Origin of the sequence: uncultured Winogradskyella sp. (assembly GCF_963975125.1) — a bacterium.
Classification (GTDB): Bacteria; Bacteroidota; Bacteroidia; order Flavobacteriales; family Flavobacteriaceae; genus Winogradskyella.
Genome location: NZ_CAXBGB010000032.1, coordinates 1 through 20,316, shown reverse-complemented (window position 1 = coordinate 20,316; position 20,316 = coordinate 1). Strand labels below are relative to the sequence as shown.

Below are 20,316 nucleotides of genomic sequence, written 5' to 3'. Positions count from 1 at the left end.
AATTAATTGATTTTTACAATCACAGGCAACTCAAAAGCAGTAGTAACTTGTTGCCCTCTTTTAATTGCTGGAAATATTTTAGGAATTCCTCTTAAACTTTGTCTCAACAAACTGTCTATTTCTGGAATTTGATTAACAGTTTCTGGTTTAAAAGTCATCGATTCCACTTTTAAAATTCCATTATTATCAATAGTAATTGTAAGTCTAATAGTATCGTAAACATCTTCAGAAACAATGATGTTCTGAGCTTCTAAAAAACGATTAACATTAAAAACCAATGTGCTTTGAAAACAGGCTTTGCTATCTGCTTTTATTGTAATAGAATCGCAACTACTAAAGGTTGGATACGAATCAACTTCATTCCAATTAAAAGTTTGTAATTCTTCTTTTAGTAAATCCTCGGTATAGACTTTCTTTTTTTCAAAATAACTGCAAGATGTTGTTAGCAATAGAATTAAAAGAAAAACGATTGGTCTCATTTGCACATTTCTGATAGCGAAAAGTACAATATTTTTAGATTTTAATCTTGTTCTAAGAATTTTTCTTGTTTTAGTTCTTTGAGTCTTTTTTGTGCAAATAGCATAAACGGGCTTTTATCCTTCTTTTTAATATAGTCTTGGTACATCTTAATCTTAGTATCTACATCTGCGTAAAATTCGTCCTTGGTTCTAATTAAAAAGAATTCTGTAACTATATCAGATGGGTCTTCCTTTAATGCCTTTTGAAAAGCTTTTATCGCCGCTTCGTATTTCTTTTGTCGATTTAAAATCCTTCCAAGCTTTTGATATTCATCTGAGAGTGACTGATCTTTAATTTTTAAAGCCTTAACAATATAATCTTCAGCCATTTCAAAATTACTTATACGCTCATAATAGCCTCCAATAACAAACATCGCATTTGCATCGTTTGGGTTAAATTTTAATGCCTTTTTTCTATGATAAATGGCTTCTTCATATTCTGAGTTCTGTGCAAAACTTAGACTCAATTTCTCATGAATAAATTCAGATTTTTCACCTAAATCTAATAGCTTTTTAAACCAAACGACAGAATGTGTATAATACTCTTGATAATAATAGGCTTGAGCTTTAAGGCTAATTAATTCTATATTATTAGCATAACTTTTTAACCCTTTATCTACAAAACGATGCGCCAATTCAAACTTTCGCTTAATGAGATGATGCTTTGCGATTTTAAATATTGCTTTTTGATGCGTTAAGTCTAAGTCAAATGTTTTTATAAATTCATTTAAAGCTGTAGTATCGTTTTGTTTTTCTAAAACAACTCCCAACTCGTAATGATAATTTGGGTTAAGGCTATCTAAGCTAATCAAACTATTAAAAATTTGGTTTGCTTCTTCATAGTCCTTTGTCTTGGTTAATAACTTTGCGTAGTCATATTTTAAAAGCGCATCGTCTGGGTTAGCATTTATAGCTTTTTGATAATTAGCCAAACCTTCGTCATAGTTGCCAATAGCAATGTAAGCTTTGGCTATTTTGTCGTAAACCGCATTTATGTTTTTAAGAGATTTATACGTTTCAATGGCTTTGGTGTAGTTACCATTAGCGTAAAGATTATCGGCTTTTAGTTTTTGCGCACTCGTTTGTAGTGTTAGAATAAAGCACAGAATTATAAATATGAATCTCATTTACTTATACAATTAATTCTTCTTATTACCAGCAACCTGAAATACAATAGGCAAGCTATAAGGTACATCAACTAATTTACCATCAAGTTTTCCGGGAGTAAATCTTGGTAACAGTCTTATAACTCGTTTTGCTTCTTCCTCTAATTTTGGGTATTTAGCTCTAGCTTTAATTGCATTAACTTTACCTTGTTTATTGATATGAAAAAATAAATAAACTTTGTTTTTTCCTTCTAAACCCAGATCAGCTGCCAAATTAGTATTAAAGTTTTTATTAACATGACTAATAATAGCTTCTGCTGTACATTTTCTGCGTTCATCATCTGTAGATAGTGATTTACAATCTGCATGTACTGGTGCAACATCTGTTACACTAAAAGGGACTGTATTAAGTTGAATTGTATCTTTATTAATGTTCCTTAAAAATTCTATATACTTCATTTTAAGGTTTTTGTTTAAAGTATCATTTTTATAAACTTCCATATCGTTTACATCACCTGTAACCTGAAACACAATAGGCAAAGAATAAGGTACAGTAACCAATTTGCCTTTTTGTCGTCCTGGAATGAATTTTGGTAATAGTTTTATAACCCTAATAGCTTCTTCTTCTAATTCTATACTTGGACCTCTTGCTTTTATAGCTTTAATACGACCTAAAGTATCAATTTTAAAAGAAACAAAAATGCGTTGTCTGCCGCTTTTACCTAATTTTTCGGCGATGCTTGTATTAAAGTTCTTATTGACAAGTTTGTTTACAAATTGACTCATACAATTTTTACGCTCTACATTAGTTGTTAAATCTTTACATTCCGTTAATGTTGGAGCTTCGTCAATTACTGAGAATGGGACTTCGATAGACTCTTCTACCTTTTTATCTGAATTAAGACTTTCATAAGAATCAATAATGAATGTACCTTTACCATCTGTCATAATAATTTTTTCAAAATTATTGTCTGATTCTAATTGTTTCAATAAACCATCTAAACGTATTTTTTCTTCTGCTGTTTGATTGCCCATTTCTTTAACAAATAGTCTCAGCACTCCATCTCTTGTAATAGATTCCCAATGTTCTTTGGCTTCATCTGTGCTTTTCCAAACCTTAAAATCTTCATACGTTTTAAATTTCCCAAGCCTCATAAGGTCTGTGGTTTCAATATCTTTTAGGGTAAGGGTTCCGTCTTCTGATTTTCTTTTAATTATTCCATCCGCTATATACTGCATATAAGCCTTAGATTTTAAAAACTCGTTTCGCGAAAGCATATATTTTTCAATTCTCATTTCTTTCATACCAGCAGAATTAGCTATTTCGAAAAATGTTGCTCCATTTTTTTCCATGGCTTCAAATTCTTTTACAAATTTTTCTATCAATTCTTTGTCTGTTAAATCTTGACCAAACGTTTTATCTGATTTTTCAATATTCTGTTGTGCCTTAACTTCTGTTGATGTATAAATCAACATCCCAAAAACTAAAGGAATTAACATTGCATACTTAATAAGATTTCGTTGTTTAGATTTCGATTTCTGTAACATAGCAATTCGTTTTTTGATTAATGATTTTTTAAAGAATGTGTTTGTAAAAGACACATTGTTTACATCAAATACCTGATTGAGTAAGCTTTGATAGTAATCTGCTTTTCTGTTTTGCTTTACAGCTTTAGCATCTGCGATATACTCGTGTAATTCTTTAATCCTATTTTGATAGATATAGATCAATGGATTAAACCAAAATACTACTCTGAGGATTTCAAAAAAGAGTAAATCTAAGGTGTGCAATTCTTTAATATGAACCAATTCGTGCTCATAAATAATTGGCTTTTCGGTTTCAGGAATGCGATCTCCTAGAAAAATAGTGTTAAAAAATGAGAATGCTGCACTGCTTTCTATAAGCCTTACAATGAGTATATTCCCTTTCCAACGTTTAGGGTTTTTGTGTTTTAATCCATGGAGCTTTATAATTTTGAATAGAAAAATTAAGGTAGCCAAGGCAATACCTACTAACACAATACTTTGCCAAAGTGGTGTTTGTGGCTGTTCTATTATAATGCCTACCTTTTCTGCAACTAAGACCTCATTTGCTGTAGGCACTTTTGTTCCTATAAATACTTTTGGCAATTGAATGACAAAATCGTTGGTAGCTATTGTCTTTAATTTCTGAAACTTAACATAAGGTAAAACAAAGGACAGTACAGACGTTATAAGCAGGTAAGCTCTATTATAATTAAAGAAGGTTTCTCGTCTTAAAAACAAATCATAAACTAACAAAAACAAGGCTTGAAATGCAATAATTTGAACGATTGAGTATAGCATACTTACTTATTTTTATCAATTTCGTTTAACAAGGTTTCAATGTCTTTAATATCCACTTCATTCTTCTTTACAAAAAAGGACACCATGCTTTTAAATGAGCCTTGAAAATAATTATCTACCAATTTATTTATAGACTGATTACTATACGCTGCTTTAGCTACTACTGGAAAATAGATATGGCCTTTCCCTTGTTTCTCATAATTAACAAACCCTTTAGATTCAAGGATTCTTACAATAGTAGATACGGTATTGTATGCCGGTTTAGGCTCTGGTAAAATCTCAATTATAGATTTTACGTTAGCCTTTTTCAATTGCCATAAGGCTTGCATTATTTCTTCTTCTGCTTTCGTTAATTGTTTCATTTTTTTCAGAATCTCTATAAGTTAATTCTAGGTTGAGAACCAGAAATACTGAAATAAATTCAGCAAGAGCAAGTTCAGGATAGCATAATGATTTTAACAAATCATTATGCTAATATAACTAAATATTTAGTTTAAACTAAATATTTAGTTTAAAATGTAACTTTCGTCTAGTTTCTACGTCTTACTAAATGAATATATTATTTATATGGAAATTTTTTTAGTACTTGTTGCACTGCTTTTAATGATATTGGGTATCGTAGGTAGTTTTTTGCCTGTTTTACCTGGACCACTTACCAGTTGGGCTGGCCTTTTAGTTTTGCATTTTACTGATGGTGTAGAAATGAGTCTGGCCTTTTTAATTGTCACACTTTTAGTGGCCATCTTTATATACGTATTAGATTATATAATTCCTGCATTAGGAACAAAACGTTTTGGTGGCAGTAGAGCCGGAATGATAGGAACAATTCTCGGTTTAATTATTGGCTTACTCTCGCCTATTCCATTCGGGATAATTATTGGTCCTTTTATCGGAGCGTTTATTGGGGAAATGATTAATAGAAATGATTTAGAAAAAGCCCTAAAAGCTGCCTTAGGATCTTTCTTAGGTTTTATTGCTTCAACTTTTTTAAAGTTTATTGTAGCTATAGTTTTTTTAGGCTTCTTTATTGTAAAACTTTCGGAACATAATGCAAGTTGGTTTTAAAGTCATTTACATTTTTAAGCAATTAAAAAAACCTAGTAACATTAGAAGTTACCAGGTTTAATTTTTTTGCTATTAACTCAACAATTACTTAAGAGGGATTAATTAATTCTTGTTGAATGACGTAAATATAAGTAACACAATACAACTTTTGCTGCGGAAAAACCGTAAACTTGTTGCGGAAAAACCGTAGTTCACATAATTGACAAGCGGTACAGGTGCTTTTTACTTAGCCTAAAAAGAAAATTATTTTACATATTTCTATAAATATCCTTTTATCCGAGCTTCTTGCAGTAAAGTTTCGTCTTTTCCGTCGGTTACAGAGAACAATAATTTGAGTTGCTTTTTTCGTTTTTCTATGGCACTTGTTGAAAGCGAAATGTATTCGTTTAGACTTCTAGTTTTTATACCTTGGGATAATAAATGTAGAATTTTACGATTAATATCATCTACATAAATTTCGTTAGTAATCGACTTTTTAACGTAATTATTTACAGTACTACTATAATACGGTGGGAATCTCAAAATTTGTTGAAATGCATCTGCCAATTCCATAGAGGTAAGATCACTTTTAATTAAAAATCCGTCAGGATTAATTTCCTTAATAATATTATGGATCCTAAAAGATTCATTAAACATCGTTAGAATTATAATTTTAGCATCTGGTAATACTTTTTTTGCTAAAAGAGCTAAATCTTCGCCCGATGCATACTTACCATCTTCTGATGCAGGTAGGCTTATATCAAAAAAGCATACATCATAATGTGTTCCTTTAGATGCACGATTAATCATTAACTGAGCAGTATCACAATTATTAGCCGTATCAATTAGTAAAGTTTGGTCATCTGCTTTAGTAGCCATTAATACATTTTGATAACCTTCAATAATAATTGGGTGATCATCTACCATTAGTATATTAATATGTTTCATGTGTTTATACTTATTGTTTTTTAACGGACACATGCTATTCGCTCTTAATCATTTCTTTAGGTGATCGTACTTTTAACATGCTCGTTTCATTTCGGTTGGTTTGTGTAGGGAATTTTAACATTAACGATTGCTCCACTACCAGATTGAGATGTAAAAGTGATTTTTCCGTCAATATCCTCAACACGAGAAGTCATGTTTTTTAAACCAATACCTTTTTTACTTTTAGAAGTATCAAAACCATCTCCATCATCAATGATGTCTAAGCAAATTACGCTATTTTCTAATAAAATACTAATTTTTATGACTTTAGCATTGGCGTGTTTATATATGTTTTGCATAGATTCTTGTATAATCCTATAAATATTTATTTTCGCCTTATTAGCTACCAAATCCCAGCTAATATCATCGGTATAATCAAAATCGTGTTTCAAACCATAGGCCTGAGTTTGATTCTCAATAAGTTCTGTCACTATATCCATAAACCCTGTACCAGAAACAAAGTCTGTATTTAACTCATGTGATATTTTACGTATATCGTCTTCGATAGTTTTTAGCTGATTAATATAATTTGCTCTAGTCATCATGGCGTCTTTACCATCTTTAAAATTCATGCTATCTAGACTTAATCTTGTACCAAACAATCGTCCTAAAACACCATCATGTAATTCTTTAGAAACTCTTATTTTTTCTTTTGCTCTTGCTTCATCAACTTTGTCTTGTTGGCCAAGCATTAAATTATAAATGTCCTCGTTTGCTTTTTGTCGTACCTGTATTAATTTTAGTTTTCTGTTTTTGGCGCGTTGAGATATAACAACGTAGATTAGTATCGCTGAGAATAGCAAGCCTAAGGATAGTATAGCTAAGTATAAGTTTTCTCTCGAGATTTGTTTGTTTTCGGCTTCTAGTTGGTCTGTGTCATATTTAATCCTAGCAAATTTATTTCTAACTGAGCGCTCTTCTCGTTGCAAACTATCCGTTAATACGATATGTTCCCTTAAAAAAGATTTGCCTTTTTCACCTTCATAAACATCAGATAATGTAAGTAAGGCTTCCATTTTATATTCATTTGAAGACACTTCATTTGCGATTTTTAAAGCCTCATGCCCATACTTAATAGTAGAATCTTTAAGGTTATGCTCTAGATACAACTTAGAAAGTTCTATTGCAGCTGCCATTAATGTAAAATCATCTTCTAAACTTTTAGATATCTTATAACCCTCTATAAAATTATTTTCAACTTCTTTAAAATCATAATTTTTAGATTCGAATTTAGTTTTACCTATATTTAAAATAATTGCTGGATAAAATGTTGGGTCTTCCTCCTCATATTTAGGTCGCAATGGCAACAAACCTTTATATAATTCTAAAGCTTTTTTATATTGTCCTGATTTTCGATATACATTGGCCTTATTATTAATTGAAAACACTTCATAAACAAATCCCTCATCCATTTGTTTGGCATAAGAGATCGATTTATCATAATATTCTAGTGATTGCTGATAATTAGTTAATCTTTCAGAGATTATAGCTAAAAGGTTATATAAATTCCAATACAATTGTAATCTATCTTCAGTTATTTCTAATCTATTGAGAATAATTATGGCTTTTATAGCATCTTCTTCTGCGCCTATGTAAGCTTTTTCTAGTTGCTGAATATCTGCGATATACAAAAGAGCTTCAGCCTTATTCTCTGATATTTCTTTAGAACCATAGTACTCTAAGGCTTTTGAATAATAAAAGTAAGAGCTGTCATTTTGTTGCACATATCTATAATATGAGCCTAGATTAGTAGCGGCAACGGTAATTGCTGAAGTATCTTTTAATTTTAATCCTAAAATTAAGTTCTTGTTATTTAATGGTATATATTCATCATACTTCTCATTGAAAAAATAGATTATAGACAAATTTCTTTGAACTCGTAATCGCACAGAGTCAACATCTAAAGTTTTAGCAAATTCTAGAGATTTTATAGAATAGTTTAATCGCTGCTTTAGGTCGAGGTTTGTATCTTTAGAGAGAACAACATATTTATTAATAGAGTCAAGTTGTTCCTGAGATTGTGTAAAAGCAACTTCATATATTAAAGTTGTTAAAAGTGAAATTAAAAATAGTAAATGTCTCAATATTTAATCATTTATAATCAAAAATAGACTAAATATAGACAACTATGAAGTAAAGCAAATAAGAAAAGTCCTTGCTAAATAGTAAGGACTTAAAAATATTTAGTAGCTAACTTTAGACGTTAGACTTTAATTTTAACTTTCGTTTATCAATAGCAAGTTGGTCTTTTGGACTGTATTCTTTATATGTTGGTTGATCATCAGCAACATTTACATTCTCAGATTTCACTCCAGACACAGTTAATAATAAAACTGCTAAAAGCATTAAAGTAATTTTAAGGGTTTTCATAAGTATTAATTTAGGGTTTAAAAAAATAGTCAACATTCAGTTTTGTAACAATTGTTGTTACGTTGAGGGAAGGGAATGGATTATTAACTATCCTAGGACGAACCTAAAATTGTACTAAATAAAAACGAGGGATGTTTTTCTAGACAACACGTGTCTAATAGTAAAATGGATTAAAATTTTCCTTATAAGCGATTTGAGGTCTTAAGAAGGATTACAAATATAAAGCTAATTCTAGTGAATCAAAAAATATCATCGATTAAATACGTGTATTTATCGATTAACTGCGATTATTTTGTTTATAACTTGTTAAAAACTCTATTTAATCGGTTAAAATGTTCTTTTCAAAATCTCTTCTAAAACAAAAAAACTTTCCGATTTTATTCCAATAACAATAGGAACAGAAAAAGGAAAGCTTTTCATTGGTATATCTCTAACTGAATTGAATTTTTATTATACTTTGTGTCTCTTAAATAATCTTATTTTAGTTAATAATAATCTTTTTAGTGATTACTCCTATATCCGTTTTAAGTTCCACAATATAAACTCCTGTTTCTACATTCACAGCTATGTTATTCAATGCCTTTGTCGTATTTAATTCTATATTTAATATTTCTTGACCAATAGTATTGTATAATGCAACTGCTTCTATTTTTAAATTATTTGGATTAAAAATTTCTATAGATTCTAAAGACAAATTATAATACAACAGGATACTTTCTTCATTTGCTATTTCATCGTTTACTGACAACGCTTCCTGACTATTAAAAGTTACTACAAAACGATTTTCATAATTACCTGCACTTAAGGCTAACTCGAAGTCATTAGAATTTATTTGATGCGTAGTATTCGTTACACTATCCTTAATAAAAATAGGTAAATCTGCATCTAAATTCTCTATACTTTCTAAGTGTATAGTAAATATCCCTGATTCATTTATTTGCACACCCAATGGAAACTCTTGATTTATATTAAGATTATTAACCCCTTGTATTACAAATTTATTCTCTTCAATAATCCAATACATATCCTCTAAGTTTAAATCCGCTAAAAAAGCATCATAACCTAGATCAAAACCATTGGTTGCTGTGGTGCTGACTCCTAAAGCAATTTCGCGATTAAATCCTGTTGGAGAATTATAAACTAATCGAATCATCGGTGTGTCATCTAAGATATTTAAAGGTGAGGTTATTGATGATGAGGGTCTCATAAAAACTGAGTTATTGATACCTTCACGCTCAAATATTCGTTGGCTATTTTTAAATATAATATCGCCACCATCAACAATTAAGATCGGAGTCCCATTGTTGTTATTAAAGCCATCTAATGCAGTAGATACAAAGAATCCTTGATTTACAGGAATATATGGTCCTGGAATTTTAGTGCCAGTAGCAGGACTTCCTCCATCTGAAGCATTATTAATTAAATCATCATTTGAAATTGCAGCAACACCTCCTAATAAGTTTCTTGTGGCATAACCACCAACATAATCCCCAAGGATATGAGAATTCTCTTCGCCAAAATGATTCCAAAAATATAGAGCGCCATTAAAAATAGTTCCATTTTCATTATCTCCTCCATCGGCCACACTCATATTATCTAAAATAAAATCTGTAGCATCTATAGCTGATGGATAAGGGTTACCTATTAATCGATCTACGTTACCAGAGGGGTTTTCTATGGTTACATTTTTATTTAATGGTAATGTAATATCACCATTATTTGGAAGCCCTTTAAAGACGTAGTTTTGAAAATCATTTATTATATCGGCAGCACCAGATGAACCTTTCATGGTAAATCCTTCACCAGGTAATATGCTACTAAGTTCACTTAATGTACTCCAAGAATCATAACCATCGGTTGGGCCATAAAACTTATATAACCAATAGGTGCTTATAATAATAGGGTTGGTAACCCCTCCATCTGCTCCAAATGCAGAAGTACTAAAATTAATATTTTGATACGATGCAGATGTTGTTCCATCCAACAGAACACCACTTAAACTAGAATTTTGAGCATCAAGAGGTACACCTAAACCTCTTGTAGCACTATTACCCGTTATTGGCCCTACAGATGACGACCAATAATTATAATTAAAACTGTTTGCCGTTCCTTGTTGATCACGTTCAATATAGCCACCACTATCTTCATCAATAATGCTTCCTTCGGTTTGTATGAGCTGAGACTCCCCAACCAAATCAATAACTCCATCTATTTCTAAATAGTTGGTTATAGTCAAAGCATGTCCTGTATTAGTTTCGTCAAGTAACTCATTGGGATTAGCCATGGTTAACTTTGTCGTATTCGTTAGTGCTAATAATTTAATATCTCTATCGCCAGATGACAAATCGTGATTTACTTTTACAATATTCCAATCTATTGAAGTCACACCATCTAAACCAATAGAATTTGGAATATATTGAACTGTGTTATTAGTCCATACAGATGGGTCATCCCATGCTCCAACAGAAGCAGTTACATACGGTAAAGGTGCTGTTTGCGTATTAACAATCTCTTTATCTGTTTGTAAATAATTTATTCGAAGAAAATTTCGTGCATCGGTTTGTCCTTCTATAGTCGATCCATAAAATGAATTAAAATCATAATATGCTCTTAAACTACTCCATTCTATATCTATAACCTCATTACTTACTGAATCTCCTGGTAGCGCTTTGCCTGATACATAATCTGCTCCCAAAATATCTAAGCGTTCGATCTCTTGATTCATTAAATATCTAACCTGATCTTGACTTAAGGCTTTATCCCATATATAGATCTCATCAATATCACCCAAAAGAGGGTTTAGAATATTATCTTTATCAATATATAACACACCAACTGCAAATGGATTAAAATTAGGTGAAGGTGCAACAACATCTAGTTCTGTTTTATCCAATATGCCATCTATGTATAAAAATATCGTCCCACTCTTATAAACGAAAGTTAGTTGATGCCACTTATTATCAGTAATTTGTATGGTTGATGTAGATCTTGGTGTTACAGCGTCATCAACTAGTACTTCTACCTGATTTGACGTATTTAATCGCAATTGCAACTTGTCTCCTTTAGACACAATTGTTCTTATTTGATTTGTAGGATTACTCCTTACCCAAGCTGAAACAGAAAAATTATCACTATTAAGATTCAAATTAGATTCTCCAACTAAATAATTTCCTGCATTTATGGTCATTGCATAATTTCCAGAAGTTTGCTGGGCTTTTCCAAAGGAAAAATAGCTAGTTCCACCAAAATCATACCATGCTTGAAGATTACCAGAACCATCAGACTTTATTGGTATTACGTCAATTATTTTATCATCTGCAAATGTATCTTCACTTGCTACAATTAAAGCATATTCTTCATTTGCTAGTTTTGTAAATCCAGAAAACGATGATTCAGGAATTGAGATATAAACCAAGTGTACATCACCACTCACATTTTCTTTACTTTCTATAATTTTCCACTTTCTATCAATGCGTGTTAAAGTTGATGTAATTCCGTTATCTAAACTAATTGTATTAGTACTATTACCACTGTAGGCCAGATTATTACTTCCCCAAACTAAAAAGTCACCGTCATAAGTAAACTCATGAGGACTATCACTGTTTTTTGAGTAAATATTGACTAAACCAATTGTAACTTCATTAAAGGTATTTAACGTTTTTGATTGCTTCTGATTTAGATCTGATATAGAATCACGTCCAATACCTGCCACATGATAGTTGTAACCATTATTAGCAACCGCATCCCAAACCTTAGTATCAAAGGAATTAATATAATCCTTTATTGTCTCATCTGATGGGCCTAATGTTATACCGTATTTGATACCCAAATAAGATTCTATTTTATTTCTATCATTGTCTGAAACGCGTTCTGCAAAAGTGAAAATTTCCGCAACACGGCCATTTAAACTGCCTTGTTGATCAAAATTCTTGCCTACCCAATATGGTGTACCTAACACAACCGGTGGTCCAGGAGTACCTACATTGGTAAATGCAATATCATCTACACTCGAAGTGGTCAGTACATTTGAATTATATAGGATTTCTTGTCCTGTAGGACTTGTAGGATCATTGTTTCTTATATTAATAATTCTTGGTTTAGAATACGATGAATTTAACTCAGCATAACCATTATAGTTGCTTCCGCCAGCTACATCTTGATTATAAGACAACACCTCACCAGTAAATTCCGACGAATAGTCACCCAGACCAATTCCGGTAATATCATTTGCATTACCACTAGATGTACCTGCTAAAATGGTGTTCTTAGTGGACGTATTATCAATAGTTGCATCAGGAATCATTACAATAAATATATCCTGACTGTAAAATCCATTAGTAGTATTATATAAAAATTGTTCTGTAGTAGCGCCATCATTTTCGAACTTGATTACTGGATTGAAATTAATATTAGTACTTGGCTGATCTAAATAAGTTGGCTGGTTTGCTACTATAGGCTGAATGGCGTCTTTTCCGTTTGTGCCCAAATCTTTCCAAATTGAGAGTTTTGAACTTACCTCATCAATTCCTCTAGTAGCTTTTAGCCAAAGTCTAAAGTCTGCAGTTATACCTCCAGGTCCAGGAATATTTTCGTTAAACATTTCTGCGGCAACATCAAAGGTAAATGTTGTGTTATCCGTATTGTCTATTGTGATTGTAGAGGATTGAATTCCGGTTCCTCCTATAGGAGCCGTAAAAGTAACTTCAAAAATTATGTAATTATAAGGATTTAATCCTAAAAAAGGTATTGTATATGGTGATGACACTACAAAATCAGTGTTTGAGCTACTCACAGCTGTTATATCTAATGGACAACTACCAATATTTGCCACAATATAAGTTCTTGTAATCGATGCTCCTTCTTCAACAATACTATAAAATGTCCCGTTATTAATACCTGTTGTGGTATCTCCATCAAAAATATCGGAAAATGGATCACCACCCAATACATATATTTCTGGAGATCCTGTAAATTCTAAAGTAAAAGTAAAGTCACTTTGCCCACTAATTTCTATGGTAACTAAGGTGCTCGCTGCATTACAACTCCCGCCTGTCTTTGTAATATCAAAATCCAAAAACTTCCATCCTCCATTACAAGTTTCTGGCTTTATATTACGCCTTGGATTATTTGGGTTAATGTCAAAATCAACTGTATTAGAAATATCTACATCCCTTACTTTTAATTTTTTACAATTGTCGGTTTCTACGTTTGTAATTGTGAATTGAATATTATTACCAGCAGAAACCGTTACTGTAGAGCCTTGAGTAACTTCTGCGCCACCTGTAATCTCCAGGTACATCACTTGGGCATTAGCACAAATTCCGATAAGAAAAAACGCAATGGTAGTAAGTAACTTATGTAGGTTAACGAAATTATTTTTCATTTTGCAGTTAATTTTAGGGGTTTTCAAATTATGTTGCAACAATTCATTTAAACGCATAGACAATATATAAAAAATATTCGATAAAAATCTTTTAAATGCACTTTTTATCGATTAACAGTTTTTTAACTGAAGTGACTTATCTATTTTTATGACAAAGTGCATAGTTCTAGGTTTTTGCTACTATTAAATTATAGTATTGAGTTTTTTAAGAGTTAAAGGTTTTACTATATAGTCTTTACACTTAGTATTGTTTTTTGCCTTCTCTATATCATTATGACTAGCCGAGGATGATAACATGTAAATCTCTATTGGCTTTTTTTCGATAAAAGTTAATTTATCAAATTCATCCAAAAATTGAAACCCATCCATCTCTGGCATATTAATATCTAAAAAGATAACATCTGGTTTTTTTATAGATGGATCACTATTATTAATTTCAAATCTTTTTAAATGATTTAGGGCTAAATTGGCATTAGGAAAGATATTTACAGGCAAGTCACTGTTGTATTTCTCAATAATTTTTCTATTAATAAATAAATCAATTTTATTATCATCAATAAGCATAATGCTTTCTATCTTTTTCATACTTTAATTATTAATTAAATTTGGTAATTCTATTTCAAAACAGGTCCCACGGTTTAACTGACTTTCAACATTTATATTCCCATTTAATTCATCCACAATATGTTTCACAATATAAAGCCCTAACCCTGTACCAGAAACTACATTGTTTACCCTAAAATACATATCAAATATTTTATCAAGATGCTCGTTGGCAATACCATGACCATTATCGCTAACTTTAATTATCACGCCTTCTTTTGTTGATTTTATATCAATTTTTACAAAAGGTTTACCCTTTTTTAAGGACATGTTACTATACTTAATTCCGTTTTGAATTAAATTGTGTAATAATGAATTTACTAACATTATATTGGAATAAATGCCTTCTGAATTAATGATGTCTATTTTAAAATCTATCTTTTGAAAGTTTTTAAAACCCTGAAATGATTTTAAATTATCAGAAATTAATTGTTTAAAATCAATTAGATAAACTTCATCATGTTTTTCAGAAATTACTGATACCTGAGCTAGGTTATCTACTATGGCAACTCCTCTTTCTATGGTAGAATTAAGCATGTTTGTTAGGTTTACTACAGTGTCATTTATGTCCTCATCTTTAATAAGATCTATTAACCCTTCTGCAGAAGCCAAAGGGGCTTTTAAATCGTGTGAAGATCGGTATAGAAACATTTCTAGATCCTTTGTTTTATCTATTAATTTAGTTTCTAATTCCTTTCTATTAGTATTATCAAGCATCATGGCACAGTAATACGTTCTTTTCTTTTTTCTCCATTTGCTCAACGCAAATTGTACTGGGAATTCTTTACCATATTTGTTTATTCCTATTATTTCTACGGTGTCATTATGCGTTGTTTTCTTTATTTTTTTAACAATCCTTACAATCTCTTTTATATTTAAATGTTTATTATTTATAGAAATTAATTTAGCTAAAGGATTACCAATAATCTCGTTTGCTGTATAACCAAAAGATTTTTGGGCTCCCATATTCCATTCCGTAATATTTCCTATATCGTCCACCACTATAATAATTCCAATATCAATGGACTGAAACAATGTTCTGTATTTAGATTCATTTAATCCTAATTCTTTTTTCACATTTACTAACTCGGTAATATCTTGAGCAGAAATTATAGCAGATGCAACTTGACCTTGCTTATTAAAAACTGGACCTACTTGAGATACAAAATGAATTTCTGTATCATTTGGGTTAAATGAAACAGTCTCATATTGACTTGGCTTTGCGTTAACAAACACATAAGAAATTGCTTTTCTAACTTTTTTGTGATAATTGGGATTTATATAAGTGTATAAATCTGAACCAATAACTTCGTTTTTTTTAAGGTCTCCAAGTCCTTGATTAATATTTAAAATCTTACCAAACTTGTTTATAGATAATATTATATTAGGAATTCCTTCTGTAAAAGCTTTTAATTTTTGTTCTTTCTCTTTACTACTATGGTATTCTTCTTGGCTTTTAGTAACATCTACATAAATGGCAATATATTTTTCTATTTTACCACCATTATCTTTTACAGGAATAATAGTAGTGTCTAGACAAAGAACATTTCCTTTACTAGACTCACTTTTTAAAACACCTTTCCATGTATAACCAGACATAATTGTTTTCCATAAATTTTTATAAAAAGGATCCGTATGTAAATGTGTTTCTAAAAGAGTTTGTGCTTCACCTATTAGTTTATTATATGAATATCCAGACAGTTTGCAATAATTTTCATTTACATAAACAAATCGTCCCAGCGGATCTATAATTGAAATTATTACATGATCATTCAATAAATCTAAAAGTTTTAAATCGGGTAAATAAGGGATACTATTTTTTCTAATTGTTTCCATCATTGTTCTTCATTGTTCTTCATTATTCTTCATTGTTGTACAGTATGCTATCCCAGCATCTATATTATCTACTATTACAAAAGGTGTTATTGGATTATAAATTCTTTTATAGGAAAGAACAATTAACCTTGTCCCAATAGAATTTACTACAAATGCTTCAGAAATTCTTATGCTTTTAAGTTTAGGGCTATTTGCCAATAACTTAGCCGCTGCAATAAAAAAAGCTCCCTTAGTAAATCTTAAGTCAATAAGAAATGGCATAGGTGATCCTTGGCATAACTCATCTGCTACTTGTATATACTTTTTAAGGGTTTCAACTTTTAATTTTCTTTTAATTTCATTGTTTCGAATTTCATAAAACAAAATACCTTTGTCTGTCCAAATTCTTGCATTTTCAATTTGTATAGGGTCTTTCATTATTATTGTTCTGAATTAAATATTCTATTGGTCTCTAGACAATATTTTTTAGCATTATTTAGGCTTATAAATGTCTTAACTGGTAAAGTGAAATCATAAATACGTTTATAACAACCAATTATTAATTTTAGGAATAATGAATTCACAACTATGGCTTCAGAAAGCGAAATTTGTTTTAATGTTGTACTTAAAGCTAGTTGTTTAACAATCGTAAGTGCCTCTTGGCCGTTTACTGCTCTTAAATCTATTAAGAGTGGTAAAAACTTTCCATTACATATTGCATAAAGTGATTCTTGAAGTTTCTGGTCTATATTAATATCTATTTTTATATTATCATAAGTACTAACCTGTTTGCAGTGCAAAACATCATCGGCAACCCAAAACATTATTTTTTCAATACGCACCATATTTCCCATAATCCAAAAAATTTATTATGAAATTCTAATACCAAGTGGTGTGCCAAAAAACAATTTTGATTAAATATTTAAACGTAAACTACTATATTATAGTAACTTACATTTATTATGTGAGATTTTAAGAAGATTGAATACGAAACGGAATACCGTTTTAAATTTAAGAAATAAATGTAGAAACGGAATACCGTTATTTTTTAGTAGGCTTTACTATATCTAATTTTTTCATTTTATCTCGCAAGGTGCTTGTCTTCATTTCTAGCAATTCTGCTGCACCATTTTTACCACTAATTTTCCAATTGCATGAATCTAGAACCTTAGTGATATGTGCGCGTTGGGCATGAGCAAGAGATTGGTCTTTTTTAGTTATTAATCGCAGATTACTTTCACTTTCTTCTAAAATATTAAAATTGGGCAAGTTTAATGTTTCACTATCAGATAGTATTACAGCACGTTCTACCAAGTTTTCTAGCTCCCTAATATTTCCTGGCCATGCATATTCTTGCAACTCTCTATTGGCTTGATCAGAGATATATTTAATGTTTTTACCATAGTTCTTACTAAACTTATCTACAAAGTGCTCAATCAATAATGGGATGTCTTCTTGTCTTTCTCTTAATGCAGGCACATGGATAGGAAAGACATTAATTCTGAAATATAAATCTTCTCGAAACTTATTATTTTTAATTTCTTCTTTTAAATTTTTATGTGTTGCGGCAATAATCCTAACATCTAATTTTTGAGTATGAGTTCCTCCCACAACCTCTATTTCTCCTTCTTGCAAAAATCTAAGTATTTTAGGCTGCATCTCTAATGGCATTTCTCCTATTTCATCTAAAAACAAAGTCCCTCCATCTGCCAATTCGAACTTCCCTACCTTATCTGCAATTGCTCCTGTAAATGAACCTTTTTTATGCCCAAACAACTCACTTTCAATAAGTTCTGATGGTATAGCTGCGCAATTAACTTTTATTAATGGCTTGTTGTTTCGTGTTCCTATATTATGAACAGCTCTTGCTAATAATTCTTTTCCGGTACCCGATTCTCCAAGTAATAATACCGTGGCGTTTGTTGGCGCTACTTTTTCTACGTCGCTTAAAACATTACTAAACACTGCACTACTATATACCATCTCCTCATAGTTAAACACGAGGTCAATTTCATTTCTTAAGTAAACATTTTCTATTTCTAATTGGTTACGGTAGTCTTCTAATGCTTGCGCTGTTATTTTACGTTGGGTAATGTCACGCATAAATGCTGCCACAAACATACCGTCTTCCTCTTTTGTTATAAAAGAACTAACCTCTAAATCAATAACTTTACCATCTTTACATTTATGTTGGGTTTCAAAACTTTCTGCTCCTTCATCAGGTGAAATCAATTGAGCAATTCTCTGCCCAATCTCTTCTTTAGACATAAGATCCAATTGCCCAATATTCATTTTTAAAAGTTCTTCAAGTGTATAGCCACTCATTTTGCAATACGAATTATTCACTTCAATAATTTGGCCTTTGGCATCTGCTAAAACATAACCATCAATTGTAGTCTTTAATATATGCTCATTTCTGGTCATTTGTTTTTTTAATTCTGCTTCTGCAAGTTTACGTTCGGTAATATCTTGTATAACAGCAAAAAAAGTAACAGATTCACCAGCGTTATTCTTTATGTCTGATATAGTAATCTGTACAGGAAAACGCTCTCCGTTTTTACGTTTAAATGTTGTTTCTCCACTCTTATCAATGCCTTGCAGCGTTTTTTCAACAATATCATTTATCTCATCATAGCACTCTGGTGGCCAAAAAGGAAAAGGTGGGGAAATCCCTAATAGTTCTTTTTCAGAATATCCCGTCATTTTACAAAGCGCTGGGTTTACGTGTATCTGTTTACTATTTATATCAATTACAGAAAGACCTTCATGCATTGAAATTATCAAGTTTTCAGAAAACTCTTTAGCCGCTTTAAGATTTATTTCGGCTAGTTTGCGTTCTGTAATATCTTGAATAGTCCCGAAAAAATTTGTTGCTTCTCCATTTAAAATAACAACTTCTCCCAAAACATGAATCCATTTTAAATCCTTATTATCTTTAGTGGGAATTCTAAATTCTAAATCAAACGGTTCTCCAGTTTTTAAGCACTTCTCTAATGTTTTTTTGTTTAAAGACACATCTTCAGGATGAGTTAAAGTTTTCCAAAGGTCAAATGTAAATTCAAGATTTAAATCAAATCCTACAATTTCCTTAAATGAAGAAGAGGCTTGTATTATTTGAGTTTTTAAGTCTAGATTATAACTACCAATTTTTGCTAAGTTTTGGGCTTCTAATAGCGATTCTTCGATTTTTTGTTGTTTTACTTCAGCGTTTTTGCGTTCTGTAATATCACGTACAATTCCCAGTATTTTACCATCCTTTTGCAGTCTTGCTGAAACCTCTACATCAATTAAAGATCCATCTTTGTGTCTTAAATGCCTATTAAAAATTACAGAAATTCCTTTAAAAAGTTTATCATGATTATCGCTATTTTCAATAACATCACCAACAATGACATCTTGTATTTTTAATGTTTTAAATTCTTTTTTATTATATCCTAAATTGGTATATGCGGCCTTATTAAATTCAAATATTTCGCCTTCTAGTGAATATGAAATAATGGCATCACTAGCTTGATCAACTAAAGATTTATAAGATTCATCTCTTTTTTTTACCTCAGCTTTAATTTTAGCTTTCTCAATGGAGATGTAGGCTAAACTAACTGCATAATTAAGCTGAGTTACCTCTTCATTGCTTGGTGAATTTATAGACTCACTATAAATCGCAAAAGTTCCTACAACATCATTAGATTTTGTTAATATAGGAATTGACCAACACGATTTTAACTGATGCTTTAAGGCTAAGTCTTTATAATCTTTCCATAACTTATCTGTACTAATATCTGATACTATTACAGGTTTTTTGGTAAATGCAGCTGTACCACATGATGCCACTTTTTCACCAATTACTATTCGTTTTAGAGCCAAATTGTATGCTTTTGGCATTGACGGTGCAGAAATAAGATCTAGATGAACTCCATCGTCATCTAATAAACAAATTGTAGCAAAACAACCTGGATGATTGGTTTCGTAACTTAAAAGTATGTGGTCAAAAACTTTTTTTAAAGGTGTGTTATGTGCAATTAAATTTAAAATTTCGTTTTTCTGAATTAATAAATTCTCTGCTTTTTTACGTACAATAATTTCACTTTCTAGGTCTAAACTTTTATGTTCTAATTTATTAATTAGGCGTTCATTATAAATCTTAAATACATCTTCTTTTGTTACT

Annotated in this window: 14 protein-coding genes; 1 reads left to right on the top strand and 13 read right to left on the bottom strand. The window is 30.9% G+C overall.

The genetic code is table 11. The annotated features are described in order from the left end of the window. Positions 1–2: 2 nt before the first annotated feature. The 4 genes from AAC053_RS06380 to AAC053_RS06365 are packed head-to-tail and all read right to left on the bottom strand — an operon-like array spanning position 3 to position 4,311. Entirely contained in the window at positions 3–479 is a 477-nt protein-coding gene (locus tag AAC053_RS06380) for a hypothetical protein (RefSeq protein WP_339754254.1), read from the bottom strand. A 41-nt stretch (positions 480–520) separates the two neighbouring features. Beyond that, positions 521–1,645, bottom strand: a complete 1,125-nt coding sequence (locus tag AAC053_RS06375; RefSeq protein WP_339754251.1) for a tetratricopeptide repeat protein — start codon at positions 1,643–1,645, stop codon at positions 521–523. A gap of 12 nt (positions 1,646–1,657) precedes the next feature. Next, positions 1,658–3,949 carry a M56 family metallopeptidase gene (locus tag AAC053_RS06370; protein WP_339754248.1) on the bottom strand — a complete coding sequence of 764 codons (2,292 nt, stop codon included), beginning with the start codon at positions 3,947–3,949 and terminating at the stop codon, positions 1,658–1,660. A 2-nt stretch (positions 3,950–3,951) separates the two neighbouring features. Beyond that, the gene (locus tag AAC053_RS06365; RefSeq protein ID WP_339754245.1) at positions 3,952–4,311 is read right to left on the bottom strand and encodes a BlaI/MecI/CopY family transcriptional regulator; all 360 of its coding nucleotides are present in this window, start codon (positions 4,309–4,311) and stop codon (positions 3,952–3,954) included. Between the two features lie 205 nt (positions 4,312–4,516). Here AAC053_RS06365 and AAC053_RS06360 point away from each other — a divergent pair, with 205 nt between their 5' ends. Next, positions 4,517–5,014 carry a DUF456 domain-containing protein gene (locus AAC053_RS06360; RefSeq protein WP_339754243.1) on the top strand — a complete coding sequence of 166 codons (498 nt, stop codon included), beginning with the start codon at positions 4,517–4,519 and terminating at the stop codon, positions 5,012–5,014. A gap of 258 nt (positions 5,015–5,272) precedes the next feature. Here the strand turns inward: AAC053_RS06360 and AAC053_RS06355 are convergent, their stop codons facing one another. The 9 genes from AAC053_RS06355 to AAC053_RS06315 all read right to left on the bottom strand — a co-directional run. Continuing rightward, positions 5,273–5,941 (bottom strand): DNA-binding response regulator, encoded by a 669-nt coding sequence (locus AAC053_RS06355; RefSeq protein WP_339754241.1) that lies wholly within the window; start codon positions 5,939–5,941, stop codon positions 5,273–5,275. 86 nt (positions 5,942–6,027) lie between these two features. After that, positions 6,028–8,064 (bottom strand): ATP-binding protein, encoded by a 2,037-nt coding sequence (locus tag AAC053_RS06350; RefSeq protein WP_339754239.1) that lies wholly within the window; start codon positions 8,062–8,064, stop codon positions 6,028–6,030. A 112-nt stretch (positions 8,065–8,176) separates the two neighbouring features. After that, positions 8,177–8,350 (bottom strand): hypothetical protein, encoded by a 174-nt coding sequence (locus AAC053_RS06345; protein ID WP_339754236.1) that lies wholly within the window; start codon positions 8,348–8,350, stop codon positions 8,177–8,179. Between the two features lie 481 nt (positions 8,351–8,831). Continuing rightward, entirely contained in the window at positions 8,832–13,733 is a 4,902-nt protein-coding gene (locus tag AAC053_RS06340; protein WP_339754233.1) for a LamG-like jellyroll fold domain-containing protein, read from the bottom strand. A 183-nt stretch (positions 13,734–13,916) separates the two neighbouring features. After that, positions 13,917–14,318, bottom strand: coding sequence for a response regulator (locus AAC053_RS06335; RefSeq protein WP_339754230.1), 402 nt, complete (start codon positions 14,316–14,318; stop codon positions 13,917–13,919). 3 nt (positions 14,319–14,321) lie between these two features. Next, positions 14,322–16,172 (bottom strand): PAS domain S-box protein, encoded by a 1,851-nt coding sequence (locus AAC053_RS06330; RefSeq protein WP_339754227.1) that lies wholly within the window; start codon positions 16,170–16,172, stop codon positions 14,322–14,324. A gap of 9 nt (positions 16,173–16,181) precedes the next feature. Then, complete coding sequence (locus AAC053_RS06325) at positions 16,182–16,589, bottom strand: hypothetical protein (protein ID WP_339754225.1); 408 nt, start codon at positions 16,587–16,589, stop codon at positions 16,182–16,184. A gap of 2 nt (positions 16,590–16,591) precedes the next feature. After that, on the bottom strand, positions 16,592–17,005 hold the full coding sequence (locus AAC053_RS06320; RefSeq protein WP_339754222.1) for a hypothetical protein: 414 nt from the start codon (positions 17,003–17,005) through the stop codon (positions 16,592–16,594). Positions 17,006–17,192: 187 nt separating this feature from the next. Beyond that, the coding region (locus tag AAC053_RS06315; protein ID WP_339754219.1) for a PAS domain S-box protein at positions 17,193–20,316 on the bottom strand (3,124 nt) is incomplete at its 5' end.

Coding starts and splice junctions, on each gene's coding strand:
- AAC053_RS06380 (WP_339754254.1), bottom strand. CDS start 479: ATGAGACCAATCGTTTTTCTTTTAATTCTATTGCTAACAACATCTTGC.
- AAC053_RS06375 (WP_339754251.1), bottom strand. CDS start 1,645: ATGAGATTCATATTTATAATTCTGTGCTTTATTCTAACACTACAAACG.
- AAC053_RS06370 (WP_339754248.1), bottom strand. CDS start 3,949: ATGCTATACTCAATCGTTCAAATTATTGCATTTCAAGCCTTGTTTTTG.
- AAC053_RS06365 (WP_339754245.1), bottom strand. CDS start 4,311: ATGAAACAATTAACGAAAGCAGAAGAAGAAATAATGCAAGCCTTATGG.
- AAC053_RS06360 (WP_339754243.1), top strand. CDS start 4,517: ATGGAAATTTTTTTAGTACTTGTTGCACTGCTTTTAATGATATTGGGT.
- AAC053_RS06355 (WP_339754241.1), bottom strand. CDS start 5,941: ATGAAACATATTAATATACTAATGGTAGATGATCACCCAATTATTATT.
- AAC053_RS06345 (WP_339754236.1), bottom strand. CDS start 8,350: ATGAAAACCCTTAAAATTACTTTAATGCTTTTAGCAGTTTTATTATTA.
- AAC053_RS06340 (WP_339754233.1), bottom strand. CDS start 13,733: ATGAAAAATAATTTCGTTAACCTACATAAGTTACTTACTACCATTGCG.
- AAC053_RS06335 (WP_339754230.1), bottom strand. CDS start 14,318: ATGAAAAAGATAGAAAGCATTATGCTTATTGATGATAATAAAATTGAT.
- AAC053_RS06330 (WP_339754227.1), bottom strand. CDS start 16,172: ATGGAAACAATTAGAAAAAATAGTATCCCTTATTTACCCGATTTAAAA.
- AAC053_RS06325 (WP_339754225.1), bottom strand. CDS start 16,589: ATGAAAGACCCTATACAAATTGAAAATGCAAGAATTTGGACAGACAAA.
- AAC053_RS06320 (WP_339754222.1), bottom strand. CDS start 17,005: ATGGGAAATATGGTGCGTATTGAAAAAATAATGTTTTGGGTTGCCGAT.